The 14,430-nt window shown below is 42.7% G+C and carries 12 protein-coding genes; 3 read left to right on the top strand and 9 right to left on the bottom strand.

The window, feature by feature from the left end; all coding sequences use genetic code 11:
* Positions 1-3 precede the first annotated feature (3 nt).
* Both NST25_RS03990 and NST25_RS03985 read left to right on the top strand, forming a co-directional pair.
* The gene (locus NST25_RS03990) at positions 4-1,389 is read left to right on the top strand and encodes an MBOAT family O-acyltransferase (protein WP_076130098.1); all 1,386 of its coding nucleotides are present in this window, start codon (positions 4-6) and stop codon (positions 1,387-1,389) included.
* A 20-nt stretch (positions 1,390-1,409) separates the two neighbouring features.
* Positions 1,410-2,549, top strand: a complete 1,140-nt coding sequence (locus NST25_RS03985) for a DHHW family protein (RefSeq protein ID WP_076308512.1) — start codon at positions 1,410-1,412, stop codon at positions 2,547-2,549.
* Between the two features lie 192 nt (positions 2,550-2,741).
* Here the strand turns inward: NST25_RS03985 and NST25_RS03980 are convergent, their stop codons facing one another.
* The 7 genes from NST25_RS03980 to NST25_RS03950 all read right to left on the bottom strand — a co-directional run bounded on the left by NST25_RS03980 (position 2,742) and on the right by NST25_RS03950 (position 9,930).
* Positions 2,742-4,151, bottom strand: a complete 1,410-nt coding sequence (locus NST25_RS03980; RefSeq protein WP_081387735.1) for a HAMP domain-containing sensor histidine kinase — start codon at positions 4,149-4,151, stop codon at positions 2,742-2,744.
* Positions 4,135-4,782: a response regulator transcription factor gene (locus tag NST25_RS03975; protein ID WP_036684906.1), complete on the bottom strand. Its 648-nt coding sequence runs from the start codon at positions 4,780-4,782 to the stop codon at positions 4,135-4,137. The genes NST25_RS03980 and NST25_RS03975 overlap by 17 nt, the downstream gene beginning before the upstream one ends.
* Positions 4,783-4,866: 84 nt before the next feature.
* Positions 4,867-6,138, bottom strand: a complete 1,272-nt coding sequence (locus tag NST25_RS03970; RefSeq protein ID WP_340393369.1) for a cellulase family glycosylhydrolase — start codon at positions 6,136-6,138, stop codon at positions 4,867-4,869.
* 136 nt (positions 6,139-6,274) lie between these two features.
* Positions 6,275-7,210: a catalase family peroxidase gene (locus NST25_RS03965; RefSeq protein WP_076305192.1), complete on the bottom strand. Its 936-nt coding sequence runs from the start codon at positions 7,208-7,210 to the stop codon at positions 6,275-6,277.
* Positions 7,211-7,274: 64 nt separating this feature from the next.
* Positions 7,275-7,769, bottom strand: a complete 495-nt coding sequence (locus NST25_RS03960) for a hypothetical protein (protein WP_340393368.1) — start codon at positions 7,767-7,769, stop codon at positions 7,275-7,277.
* A gap of 2 nt (positions 7,770-7,771) precedes the next feature.
* Positions 7,772-9,136 carry a Dyp-type peroxidase gene (locus tag NST25_RS03955; RefSeq protein WP_340393367.1) on the bottom strand — a complete coding sequence of 455 codons (1,365 nt, stop codon included), beginning with the start codon at positions 9,134-9,136 and terminating at the stop codon, positions 7,772-7,774.
* 239 nt (positions 9,137-9,375) lie between these two features.
* Positions 9,376-9,930, bottom strand: a complete 555-nt coding sequence (locus NST25_RS03950) for a hypothetical protein (protein ID WP_076179117.1) — start codon at positions 9,928-9,930, stop codon at positions 9,376-9,378.
* 183 nt (positions 9,931-10,113) lie between these two features.
* Here NST25_RS03950 and NST25_RS03945 point away from each other — a divergent pair, with 183 nt between their 5' ends.
* On the top strand, positions 10,114-10,557 hold the full coding sequence (locus NST25_RS03945) for a hypothetical protein (RefSeq protein WP_036684901.1): 444 nt from the start codon (positions 10,114-10,116) through the stop codon (positions 10,555-10,557).
* Between the two features lie 80 nt (positions 10,558-10,637).
* On the opposite strand, the gene gshAB is transcribed toward NST25_RS03945, so the two are convergent.
* Both gshAB and NST25_RS03935 read right to left on the bottom strand, forming a co-directional pair.
* Positions 10,638-12,968, bottom strand: coding sequence for a bifunctional glutamate--cysteine ligase GshA/glutathione synthetase GshB (gene gshAB, locus NST25_RS03940; RefSeq protein ID WP_340393365.1), 2,331 nt, complete (start codon positions 12,966-12,968; stop codon positions 10,638-10,640).
* Between the two features lie 19 nt (positions 12,969-12,987).
* The gene (locus NST25_RS03935) at positions 12,988-14,340 is read right to left on the bottom strand and encodes an MATE family efflux transporter (RefSeq protein WP_340393364.1); all 1,353 of its coding nucleotides are present in this window, start codon (positions 14,338-14,340) and stop codon (positions 12,988-12,990) included.
* Positions 14,341-14,430: the final 90 nt, after the last annotated feature.

Here is a 14,430-nt window from a genome sequence, read left to right as displayed (position 1 = left end):
ACCATGGTATTCAGCAGCCTACTTTTCCTGTTCCTATTCCTGCCGGCTGTCCTAGCGCTCTATTATGTTTCGCCCTGGCGAATCAAAAACCTCATATTGTTTTTAAGCAGCCTGGTTTTTTATGCTTGGGGCGAACCTGTCTACATTGTAATCATGTTGCTGTCCACCATTACAGATTACAGCTTTGGTCTACTGCTCAGCAGACCAAAGCTGACTGCGGTGCAGCGCAAGTGGATTGTGGTTAGTTCCGTCATTATTAATCTAGGCTTATTGTCGTATTTTAAATACGCAGATTTTCTCATCCAAAATATAAATGGACTCCTCGGTACACATATTCCTTTAACGGATTTACCTTTACCTATTGGGATTTCATTTTATACTTTTCAATCCATGTCCTACATTATTGACGTCTATAGAGGAACTACGAAAGCACAACGCAATTGGATTGATTTCGGTACATTTGTAGCCCTGTTTCCACAGTTAGTAGCAGGTCCGATTGTTCAATATAACACCATTGCCGGGCAACTACGTGAACGTTCGGTCGATATCCCCATGTTCGCAGAAGGTGTACGGAGATTCATAATCGGATTAGCCAAAAAAGTACTGCTCGCCAACAACATCGGTATGCTCTGGCACACCATATCCAGCTCCAATCTAGATTCCCTGCCTGCTTTTACCGCTTGGCTTGGGATTATTGCGTTTGCTTTTCAGATCTATTTTGACTTCAGCGGGTATTCGGATATGGCTATTGGTCTCGGTCTCATGTTCGGCTTCCGCTTTAACGAGAACTTCAACAAACCTTATATCTCTCAGAGTATTACTGACTTTTGGCGGAGATGGCATATTTCCCTTAGCAGTTGGTTTCGTGACTATGTCTACATCCCGCTTGGAGGCAACCGCCGGGGGTTAAGCGTTCAAGTGCGCAACATTCTCATCGTGTGGCTGCTCACGGGAATCTGGCACGGGGCAAGCTGGAATTTTCTGCTCTGGGGATTATACTTCGGGGTCATTCTTATCTTTGAAAAATGGTGGGGATTAAAGCTATTAAGCCGCCTCCCCCGTTGGACAAGACATTTATATGCTGTAGTACTTATACTCATCGGATGGGTCTTATTCGCTTTTGAAGAACTTCCTCTGGTCATTGGCTACTTACAAGCGATGCTTGGCTTTAATGGACAGCCGTTATGGAATAACACCACTTTATACTTCACTTACACGAACGCGATTCTACTCGTGGTGTTAACCTTTGCCTCTACACCTGTGAAGCTCTCCAAGCGGATGGATTCTAGATCGGTTCCTGCTCTTGTTTGGTATGGTGTGTTATTTTTCCTATCTGTTGCCTACTTAGTAGATGCAACCTTTAATCCATTTTTATATTTCCGGTTCTAACCATTAGGGGGTGATTGTTTATGAAGCAGAAGACGGATCGAATCCTGGCTGGGGGATTTGTTGCAACGTTATTTCTGGTCGCTATCCTCTTTTTCTTACTGCCTGTTCAGCGTTTCTCTGAGCTTGAGAACCGGTATTTGCAAAAGGCCCCCCATCTGACATGGGACAATTTATTATCCCACACCTATGCGGAAGAGGCCGAAAGCTTTGTAACTGATCATTTTCCATTTCGGGCCAAATGGGTATGGGTGAAATCGGCGGTGGAACAGATGAGGCTACAGCAAGAGAATAACGGAATCTATAAAGGAAAAGACGGCTATCTTTTCGAAAAATTCGCAGCACCTGATTACACTAAAGTTCAGCAATATGCAGCAGCTGTGAAACGCTTTGCCGATAACAATCCTGATGCAAACACCACTTTCTTACTCGCACCGACATCGGTTGGCTTGTACAAGGAACGTCTACCCTGGTTAGCTCCTGTCTACTCGCAAGCTGAGGTGAATCAAACAATAGCTAAGGATGTAGGAGATAGCCTTACTTTTATAAATGGATTTGATGTTCTTAGCCCACATGCCGCAGAGCCCATTTACTATCGGACCGACCATCACTGGACAACCTACGGTGCCTACTTAGCTTATGTAGCCTATGCTCAAAGCATGGGCTGGCAGCCTCTGTCCCAGAGCGAATACCAGATTCAGACTGTGAGTAATTCATTTCTCGGAAGCTATCATACCCGGGGGCAATTTATCGGGGTCACACCTGATTCCATTCAAATGTACAAACCTAATCATGAGGTATCCACCCAAATGTACATTCAAGATACCGGTGAGACTTTAACAAGTATGTATGACCTAAGTTATCTGGTGAAAAAGGATAAGTACTCTTATTTCCTAGGGGGCGTACATGCGCTCATGAAAATCACCAGCCAGCTTGATCCAACAACGGTCAAACAGAAAAAGCTGCTCGTCATCAAGGACTCTTATGCACATAGCGTTATTCCTTTCCTAACTCAGCATGTGCCTGAAATCCATGTGATCGATATCCGTTATTATAATGGAAACATCAGTGATTATATGGCTCAAAATGATATCAAGGATGTCTTGCTGCTTTTTAATACGGCTACTTTTATTGATAATGCGGCGCTATTGAAGTTAAATTAATGATATTGCGATGGATGCGGTGAAAAGATCTTTAATAGGTGTTGTGCGTAACTGCGGGAATGTTGGACTTTCGGTCGCTGTTGTCTCCAGATGTTTTTGATTTTACCGCTATCAGCGGATAACATCCGGAGACAGCTTATGCTTCCGATGCGAGCTTTCCTTAGGAAAGCTTTCAGGCGAACGCTAACGCTCCTAAAGTTCCAAAATTCCCTCCGTTACTTCAAACCAAATACTAAAACTAATATATGAGTCCTCTAATTTGGACTCGTATTTCAGATCATTTTTGCCAAGAATCTCCGCGACGATGGACAGACCAAGTCCAGTACCGGAGATTTCTTTATTTCGAGACTCTTCAATTACATAGAATGGGTCCCAGATATACGCTAAATGCTCCGTTTTCAGGCGAGTGGTTTTATTGGAGATCGTAAATTTTAATGTACGAGTAGTGTCACTCCCTAGTTTTATTTCAAAAAAATCCTCTTCACCATATTTAATGGCATTACTAATTAAGTTGTTGAATACTATCTCGATTTGGCTGATATCTTCTTCAACGATTGAGGATTCAAGCGAATGAAAGTCGCTCATTAAGGTTATGTTTTTATTTTTTAACGTAATATTATATTGTGAGATCACTTTTAGCAGAAGCTCTTTAAGATCAAAAGGCTCTTTATGCACTTCTGACTTCTGGATCTTGGACAATTTAATTAAATAATCCACCATATCCGACGTATACTTCACTTGCTCCAAAATGATATCCGTATACGTGCCATCATCCAGACCGTCCTGAATGCCAATCGTATAGGCTTGGATTAAGGATAATGGTGTTTTCACTTCATGCGAAATGCTTGAGATAAGGGTATTTAAACTTTGATTTTTCTCCTCTAATTTGGCATGGGTGCTCTTTAGACGCTGACTCATCTGATTGATGCTTTTCGAGAGCTCTTCGATTTCATCCCCCGTTTGAATCGTCACTTGTTTAAAATCGAGATTGGATATATCCTTCGCGACATCCTGTAATTGTTCTAACGGTGTAATGATCTTTTTTGAAAAATAAGCCACTAACAGCAAACTGATAATAATCCCCAGTAGAATGGAGTAAAAGCTGAATTGATTTACGAGGGTCAAGGCATCTGTATTGTGCACAACCACAGTTCCTATGAGGATTAGACTGCTATCCTGCTCGTATATTTTCGTTAACAGACTCGATTTCAATTTGCCCTGATTAAATAAAAGATTAACCGTGTTGCCTTGTTTTACTTTTTGTAATACCTCATCTGTGATCCAAAATTTATTAAGTGCCACCTTATCTTTAAACAACGCAAATTGAATATTTTCGTTAATTTCTGCTGTACTTCCACTGTTTTCAACCCTAACAATCGTTACGTTATTATTGTTCTCGATCCTGCTTTCATTTTCCATGAGTTGATCCAAACGGAGATCCTTTACTTCGTCATAAATGGTGTTGATCTTGGTTTTCATTTTGTATAGGTAATAATCTGCTGAGAAATAGTTGTGCAGGAAATAAGACGTACCAAAAACAATCAGCAAAATAATGCTCACCATGATCAATAACTTCGTACTTATTTTATGAATTTTTATCATGGAAGCTGTACCCCATTCCCCTATGCGTGATCACGTGGTCAGCCCCAATTTTATCGCGCAGCCTCTTAATATGCGTATCTACCGTTCTTTCTTCGCCCAGATAATCCATTCCCCAAACCGCAGACAATAAGGCATCTCTGGATAAAATACGTCCTTTATGCTCATACAGGAAGGTTAGCAATTCAAATTCTTTTTTATATAACGCCAGTTCGGCCCCATTCTTGTACACTTTCTTCCGCTCAAAATCGATTTCTAAATCCCTGATCGCAGCCACTTTTTCGGTGCCTAGCATTTTTTTAATTCTAAGCATCAAAATCCTTGGGTCGAATGGTTTTCTTATATATTCATCTGCTCCTATATCCAAGGCACTGAATTCATCATCATGGGAAGACCTTGCGGTCAGCATTACAACTTTAGCCAAACTAACCTTCTTGATTTCATTACAAACCTCAAGCCCGCTTCGCTTAGGCATCATCCAATCCAGCACCACAAGATCAATCCTATTGGAAAAAAAGAGCTCTAGCGCTTCCTCACCATCCGCTGCTGTCCAAACGTTATAGCCTTCTTTTTCAAAATAAGTCTTCAATATAGTGGTCATGTGTTTCTCATCATCCGCAATTAAAATATTCAAAGTAGATTCTCCTTCCTATAATTATCAGAAGAAAAAGGCGAAATCCTTTACAGGTTTCACCTTTTCATATATTTTCATGCTACGTTATTGCAACTTCTCTAGCCCCTTCGTCAGTACGTTCCATATCGGGTTATCGACTGTCTTTCGATCAGGCTGTTCACCCTTCTCTATCGCTTCCCAATACTCCCAGGTTGGAGGCTCAGTGCCAAGTTCATAATCCATGCCATCCCAAGTATCCTCCCGGAACGCATAAAACGCCCAGTGCCAGCCGTAATCATCAAAAATCGAGATTAAATCAGCCAAGTATTGATCTGCACCTTTTACAAGCCGGTTCGTGCCAAATTCTTCAGCGACAATACGATTAGCAGGGATGTTATTTTTTTCTGCCCACTGTGCGATAGGTTCTAGAAAATCCTTTAAGGCTTTCTTATTGAATGCTTTTTCCGTCTTCTCCTCACCTACTTTAACTGTTCCAGGATATTCATAGGTTAAGCCTTTTTTCTTATTTTGGCTGGTGAGTTCGTAGGGTTCGTACATATGAAAAGCATATAATACATTCGCATCATCGATGGGTTTCAAATATTTAAAGGCCCATGGTGTAGCATACAGACCAGAATTGACGATAATAGGGGTTTCCGTATCTACGGTTCGAATCGCTGTCACAATAGTCTCATATAAAAGATTCAAATCCGCCGGAGTATTCTCCACTGAGCTATACCATTCGTTGTAATCCTCTGTCCAGAAATCATTAAATCCAGTAGCTTGTTCAGGATGTGGCTCATTAATAAGATTATAGCCGACCACCGCAGGATGATCTTTTAATCTTTCCGCAAGATCCTTCCAAAATGTTGCCGCTTGTTCATGATAACTGAAATCCTTCCAGATTCGATCATCATTTGTATAATTATTAAACTGCCGCCACCGATCGCCGGGCAAACTAAGGACTGTCAGCACTACTTTTGAACCCCGCGCCTCGGCTGCATCCAAGTCTGCTTTTAACGCTGTAAAATCATCCTCAACAAGCCCCTCGTATTTATCTGCATTCCCTATTAAAAAGTCTTTATCTGGATTAGCATCCGGTTGATCGTTAAACAGGAAATCACTATCTTTTGCCCATTTATCTGGCGCAAGTCTAATGAACTCTATATTATTTTCTTTCGCTGCATCATAATTTTCGGGTATAGATTTGGAATTCATGAAATTTGTTCCTTTACGCTGTTGATCCCAGAAAGCGATCCTCTCATTGACCTCTTTCTTTACCTCCTTCTCCGGTTCAAGATTTGCTTGTAGTGTTGCTGCACTGCATCCTACGACTGCCAACAAAATCAATACGATAAATCCTTTAAACTTCTTCATTCTCTCACCTCGTAACCTATCGTAGCCAATCTCTGTTACAAGAGTGTCACAAGACATACCTAAAAAGACTGCCCTAAGGATGTCGGCAGACATTCTAGGACAGCCCGATCATATTCATAGAATATAAAATAAATGCTTACTGATTAGTACTTCGACGGGAATGTGACTCCGCATAGGCATCATGTCGAAAGTTCAGAATAGGATCTTCAGAGCATTCAATGCCGGCAGGTACAACTGTCGGATCAAAGACGTACTCTTGAGCCTTCTCGTCTGCCACGCCGGTGATCGACAAATGGCCGACAACAATCCGTTCCCGGTCTTCAGGCCAAGCAGACGTCGGGTCATCCGTAGGATCTCCCTCCTGTCCGAGGATTACTGTCAATTGAAACGCCACAGGACCTTTGGACAGTCTCTCGATTAGTTCATCCTCCAAATAATCGGGAGATCGATTCTCCACCTCTTCCTGGGCCAGAAAGTGCAGACCCGCTTCCGGTTCCCACTCATATTTAATAGCCCGCCGCTCGCCAGCAGCATTGGTGAAGTAATAGGCATGAATGGAATGATAAAGGTTGGTTGCAAAACTGAGTGGCGGTTGCAGCATTTTCACGGCTTGAAGCCCAGCCCGGCTTTCCGAATACTTCTCCATGACGGCTTTGAATTTGTCTGCAATGGTCGCTCCCTCAAACGAATTTTCTTTAATTGTACGTAAGATATTAATAAAGGATTGCGGTGTTTTGGCAAAAAAGATCGGCAATGTAATTGTCACCAAACTTGTCACGCCCCCATCAGGCAATACAAACTGAACCGCCATTCCTTTTGCAGGCGAAAAAACATCAGGGATGGACGGATTAGTCGAGCTATTGGAGAAGCGTACAAGAGCTTGCACCTCATGATTTTGCAAATGTGGCGCTGTTGTCAAAGGACCCGCTTGGCCGTTAGGGGTGAACACCGCCTGGTAGACAACACCTTTGGCGTGCGCGCGTCGATAACCCGGATATTTGCCTGCTACCTCCTCAATGGAGTTTACCGCTTCTTCTGCGAGTTCAGACGACACTGATTTATTATTGTTCATTTTCGTTCACCTCTTTGTAATTTATCAGGAAGGAAAAGGGGACAAGGCCCCCTTTTCTAGTTTTTTAGCTTTGTGATGCGTCGAGCAGGTCATTCCAGGCCTTCGTAATTCGCTGTCCGCGCCAAATATCTCTGACCGTGGCATCGGGATAAGCACTGTACCAGCCGGATGCAGTGATCTGATGGTTGGCGATGAAGTCTTTCGCTTCCGAAGATTCAATTCCCGGAAAATCCTTCACTTCATTAAACATGTTATTCAACAACTCTGGAATTTCAGTTCCAAAATCATCGATATAACTATCCCAATCTCCATCATAAGCCGTCGCGAACAACAGCCGCGTGTCGTTATCAAAGATTACGAAGCGCATGTCGTGAACGGTCGCGATCTTCGCCATCGTTTCGGCTTGTCTCGATGCACTTTTTTTCAGCTTCTCACGGAGACGATTCGCCCCACCTTCTTTAAGCGGCGCAATGATGGTAAGCTCAGATATTTCACCTTCCCGCAGGCCGGCACGTCCAGCGCTTGTAATTGGATTAGTCTGATCTTGTCCTTCTAACATGTTTATTCCTCCTTAGATGTATGTTGATCCAACTCTGCCATCCACCGCAATGCAGTCATGCTGGGAACAAAGAAATACTCCCCGCCTTTGGTGATTGAAAAACTTGGAATTTCTTTCATCCGGTGGCGAATAGGTTTGTCCGGAATGGTAAACATCCCTTCCCCCTCATTCTTACCGGTAATAGGGTCTTTCTCGGTTGACATGCCCGCGAAATTGCCTCCATTTAACCAATCGCTCTTGATAAACTCGAATTGGCGGGACAATGAGCTGCATATACCTGCAAAAATAAGGCCTCTATCCTGACCATCATCCTCCATTACACCTTTTGGCAGTATAGGGCCATACATCGTTGACCGCCGGAGCAACCGGTGAATGTTCACATTAACAACCGAATCCTGCAAGCTGTCTCGGGGAAATGCACGACGGATATGCGAGCTTACCGGACATTTCAACCCTTTATGATCATCCCCATACGTAAATGCGTTCCGTCGGCTGACATCTTCGCCCAGTGCCGGATCATCTGCTTCAGGAGCCAGACTTAAAGGGGCTCCGCTCGGCCATCTTCCTACCATTTTAGCGGCCAAAAGTTCTTCCTCTTCCCGATTATCCGCATGCTCCCGCAAATAACGACGGAAAGTCGCGACCCTCATATGCAATTTGCGGAAACTGAGGTAACTGCCATTGTGGCCAAGTTCTGCCGGCTGTGGTCCCTGTGTTATAGTGCCGGATTCATTTAAATGCCCGAACAGGAATTCACCGGCTTTAATCTCCGCTTCCTGTCCCACCGCATTGGGTATATGGTTTCCTTCGATTCTCGGATTGCTGATTCCATCCATGAATCCCAGATGAGTACGTCCGTCAGGATTCATTCCGACATCCAGCTGGTAAACGACGGATACACCATTCAGTTCGCAGTGGATTCGACGGGCTGCTTCTCCTGCTTGTAGCAGCGCTTCTTTGGTGGGCGCGAACAGAGCAAGCGCCACATCGACTTTGTCAGTACCCAGCGGGTCTTCCCAGTGCTCCGGGCTGCTTTCGTTTACATCCCCTAGCTTAGCTGCCCGGGCAGCCATGCCCTCCCGGAACTCCAGGTCGAAGCTGTTGAGTGACTCCTTGGGAATCCCCAGCTTCTGGAGTCCTTGATAGGTAAAACCAACGTTGACCCAAGCACCTTCGTGAGGATTATTCCACTGTCCGGCCGACGTCACTTCGTCGAGAAGCCGCTTCAGCATCACTTTCCCGTCCTGTTGATGATCGATAGACAGCAATACATAGGTTCCTACGTAGGGGGTAGGCCGTTCTTGTAAGACGATTCCTTGAATGTCATCATAATTCAGTTCTTCCGTTTCTGTACCTATGACGCTCACTCCTCCCTCGTCTTAAAGTTGTTTTCATAATATTAAAAACGGGTATTCTCTCATCCGTCTCTGGATCTAATTAAACTTAGCCCTAAATGGTTAATCAGGTTAACAGTCCTCCCCAACTAGACAATAACGGTACATTGTCTAAAAAATAGACATATCGTTAGATTTGTCTAAAATCGAGACAAAAAAGAGATATTCTAAAACCGGACCGGCTTTAGAACATCTCTTATCTTCGACTAACCTCACAAATCATATTCATAGTTATCAAACTTGCCATCTGATGCGAAGACATATTCGCAGATGTTCTCACCCCATCTAGCTATAACACTAAAGACGCGACCCGAAGTGGGAATATCACTGGTGGATGCTGGAGGGTTCACAAATTCATATTTCCCTTCGACGAGTGTTACAGGAACTTCTACAATTGGAAGCTGCGATTCATCAAAGCTCTCAGTTAGATAGGCCATCTTTACTGTGACTTCACTCGGTGCGTAATCTCCAAAGTCGACCTGCAGTTTCTCCCCTGGTTTCAAACGATGCAGCCCCGTTAGAAGCGTAGGTTCACTATGCCAAGCCGTATAGTAAAAGGAAGCCCGATCATAGTCCGCTCCATTCCAGCTCGTCTTTAGAATGACATAATTCTCTATAGCATCTGTACTATTCTCATGTGTAATGATAAGGGGCGACGGTTCAGCAGGACTTTTGAAAGAGCTCTCGGATTTACTCATTATTCCTCCGCGTTCCCCAAGCACCACCGCACCAATGATAACTACTGCCAACAGCATCAATGAAATCAATAATATCCTTTTAGACTTATTCCTATATTTGATAATAGCTCCGCCTTTCCTTAAACTTATAACCCTTCTTTCATTTAACACTTGATCATCAAGCCATGCAAGTAGGTAGCTGATGAATTATATAGCAAATCCAAGAGTTAACTCTTCTTCTATCATATTCTATTTCTAGGAGGTGAATATAAGATGACCATTCAGTTTGTAGATTTAAGACTATCCAACCAAGCTGCTTCGGATGCTACACCAGCAGTTATTCCACTAGCGGCGACTCCCCTTGTTTTTGGGGATATTGGTATTCAGACCGCAGGCGTGTCGGCTGAGAATCAAGGCAATGTCCGCGTACTTTTGACCGGATTTCTAAAAGTAGAAAACAATCCTCTTTTCAATACCAATACCGTTAATGTTCGCAGAAACGGAACGATCATTTTCACCACGACATTTGGGGTTGCGATCAGCAGAGAAAATGAAGCTTTCGGTTTTACAGCAGTAGATATTCCACCACCAGCGGCTGTCGCAACAGGGCAAATTCAGTACACAGCAGAGATCTTCACAAATGCAGCTGCAACAGATCCCTTTAATAATGTCCAAGCCAGAAACTTTAGTGGCGTTGCAGCTGCGGGTAACTCCTAACATGAACATGTAGTGGGTGAGGGAGCGAATTGCCCCTTTAAAAACAGAAGCTCAACCAAAGGTACTGGTTGAGCTTCTGTTTATTCCCCAAATAATAGATTCAGAATCCGTTCATCCGCCTTTCGGTTCTTCCCTTTATAAGGATAACAATGAATATGAATCGCTGGATTAAAGTTAATCTCAATAACGCTATAGTTCGTATCATTGGCTTCTTCCTTGATGTCATCAATCATCATATCCACTCCACAAAAAGTGGCGCCCGCAGCTTTAGCCGCTTGAATCGCCCGAGCCTTATAACTATCTGGGATCTCATCCGTAAAATCCAGGCTGTCACCACCCGTGCTAATATTAGAGTTCTCCCGAAGATAGATGACTTCGTTTAATGGAGGAATATCACTCCAAGCCTGAGCGTGGTTGTTCAAGAACATCGCTTCTGCTTCACCGATCTGAATTTTCTCAAGTGGTGTCTTATACCCACGGCCTCTTAACGGATCCTTATTTTTCTCGTGCACTAGTTGTTCAATCGTATGTACACCATCTCCAATCACATTTGCAGGAACCCGGTGCAATACTCCGACTACTTCATCACCCATGACAAGAAAACGATATTCTTTACCCGTCATGAATTCCTCTAGTAGCACTGTTCGATCAAACTCGAAGGCGATTTCGAAGGCTTTTTGATAATCTTCTTTAGAGAAGTCGTCTGTAAAAATAGTAATGCCGAGTCCAAAATTGGTTGATTTGGGCTTAATCACAATAGCCTTGTTACGGTAAGTGCCATGCGCATTCATTGCCTCTTCCAGATTTCGAAAAGCTTCTCCTGCGGGAACACGAATGCCTTGCTGTTTAAGAACTTCTTTCGTAACGATCTTATTCTCCATGATTAATACCGTACTATAAGAATCAAGGGAGGTCTTCGTAGCTTGCTTAATATATTCTTTATGATCACCTTGCGTAAGAACTACAAAGTTCTCTTCCCGATCGATCAATTGAAACTTAATGCCACGTTTAACCGCTGCCTTCAAAAGAAGCTGTGTAGATAGCTCCAGATCCTCATATCCCACAAAACGGTATCCATTCGCAAGACTTTCCTTAGCATATTGTTTAGCTTTATTCAGATGGTATTGTACAAAAGAGGATTGTTGAACTTCCGACTTCACAATAGCTGCAAAACTCCGGTCTGGCTCTACAATTTTATTCTTAGCTCCATGCAATACGTTCAAAAAAACTTCATTCTCCGGGTTCAACAGTTGGATCATATTCTGCATCTCATGAATACAAGTTAATGCCTGCTGCTCCATCGTTGTACATGAATCCCCGTAATCATGCAAACATCCCTTTATTCCTTCCATGATTAGTTGATCATGATTAAGATTCGCCATCTTCTGATCCTCTACTCCGAACGGTTCGTCCTCCTTCAGCAGCATATACAGGATAAAAAGATGAATGAAAATCATCGTTTCTTTGCCGATTCCTATTTTGTAGAGTGGATTCAGATCAATAAACCGAAGCTCCAAATAAGCTATCCCATCTTGCATCAGTTCCTCTAAAGGATGTTTGCCTCTTGCTGTCTTCACTCTAACCGGACTATAAAACTCTTTTACACTTAATAATTCTTCCGATTCGATCAAAGCTTGTAAATCATGAACATAATCCCTTAACGAAGCAAAAGATACATAAAGAGGTTTTTCATTTCGATACCCACATTCGCTATTCCGCAGTGAATTCATATTCTGATAATAAAAGCTTTTGTCGTCATCTGATTCCCCGCGAGCAACACATTGTTCCATATAAGTCTTATCAAAAACAGGGCTGGCGCCTGTTAAATAGATAAGAAGCCAACGGTACCGCAATAGGTTACGGGCTATTTTTAAGTAGGTAGCGTCTTTGAATTCTTTAAAGCTCACCTGTGGATCTGCTATGTCATGAAGCTGTCTCAGAAATTGTTCATCAAAAGAGAAATTGTAATGGATTCCGCTCAGCAATTGTCTTTTGCGACCGTATTTGTCTGCTAGCTGATGTCTGTATTCATCCTCAATCGGATTACCCATCTTGGCAATGGGGATGTCCTGATCATTCGGTAGCCTTGGAGGATTACTACTTGGCCACAGATATTCTTCCTTGAGCTCAAGCGACACAATATCCTGCAGCGCCTCCAGAAAGTTATAAGTCTCATCAATAGAATCAAAAGAGGGGGTGACCATTTCAATTTGACTCTCTGAGAAGTCGGTTTGAATATACGGGTTCTCCATTTTATTTCCAAAAGCTTTAGGATGTGTTGTCAGCGCAAGTCTTCCCTCTGGATCCACTCTGACATTTTCTTTTTCCAATCCAAATTCGCCGTGAAAAAGCTCCTTATTCAAATGGTTATCCCTTAGAAGCTCTATGAGTTTACGATTTAATAAAGCCATTTCAACGATCATCCTTTGCTTAGTAGTTTATCTGCTGTTTGTTCATTTTGAATAAAGATCTTCTAAACCAGAACACAAGAATAACCCCTTTAAAAACACTGCTTAGAGCAATCGACATCCACACCCCATTCAGGCCAAAAGGTTCGGATAAAATCAAGGCTAGTGGAATTCGCAGTGCAGTAAATATAATACTGAAGATTGGCGGGATATGAGTTTGGCCAATGCCGTTAAAAGCACCTACTGTCATCAATTCCATACACATAAATAATTGTGAGAAGCCAATGATGCGCATATAATCAGTGCCTAATTCCAGGCTTGTCTGATCTGATAAAAACAAGGAAAATAGCTGCTGCGGGAACGCAATAAATATAAGCGATATGATCACGCCAAAGATGGAGGTTAAGATCAAAGCCTTACGATATCCCTGCCCTATACGGTCCAATCGGCGTGCTCCATAATTTTGACCAAAAAAGGCAGCAATAGCTCCCTGTAGTCCTCCAATAGTCATATAAGAAATAGATTCAATTTGAATCCCTACTTTTTGCACCGCAATCGCATCCGCCCCAAAACGTACAATGATCTTAGCAATGACGATCGATATGAGCGTAAAGGTGACCCGTTGGATTGTGATCGGAAGTCCCATACGAATTACTTCTTTCATTTGACGAATGTCCCATGCTGATGTGTTCGAAATGATTTCTGACTTTCTTGTCTTTATGATAAAAAGAGCCGTAACTAAGATGTTCGCTGTCAATGTTGCCGTGGCTGCCCCCGCTACTCCCCAACCTTCAAAACTGCCCCAGCCAAAAATTAAAAATGGATCAAGGACGATATTAACCATAAGACCAACAGAGAAGATCTGAAACGGTTGTTTACTATTTCCCATCGAGTTTAAGAGTGTGGCAAACAAAGTATTTACGATGGAAAATACCGTCCCGAAGATCGAAATCATTAAAAATTGTCGTGCCATCCGTTCAACTTCATCACTTCCAAGATCAAAAAAACCAATCAACTGATTGTTGGTCAACAGAACTAAACTCATATAGAGAAGTCCTAATAAAATAGACATCGTAAACCCGTTTTTCATATAAGATTTAGCCTTCTCTATCTGGCCAGATCCCATACAAAACGCAACCTTAATCCCTGTACCGATCGTAATCATAGTCGACAATGCAATCGCTAGATTAATGAAAAAACTCGCCGTGCCAATCGCGGCAACAGGACCACTTCCCAATCTTCCAACCCAAATCATATCGACGAGGCCATAGGTTGTGGAGATGAAATTCGTCGCAATAATGGGAAGCGTTAATTTCATTAAGGTAGGCATAATAGGACCCTGAGTCAAATCATTCGTGCCCTGCAATTCCTTCAAATCTAAAAACACCTTCTTCATCTGAGTTTCAGATTTATTATATAACCAAACACTTATATAATCAATTGATTATATTTGAGCAATCTACTC

Source organism: Paenibacillus sp. FSL E2-0190 (genome assembly GCF_037992965.1).
GTDB classification, from domain to species: Bacteria; Bacillota; Bacilli; order Paenibacillales; family Paenibacillaceae; genus Paenibacillus_AQ; species Paenibacillus_AQ odorifer.
The sequence above is the reverse complement of the archived record's forward strand: the minus strand, read 5'-3'. Positions and strand labels throughout refer to the sequence as shown.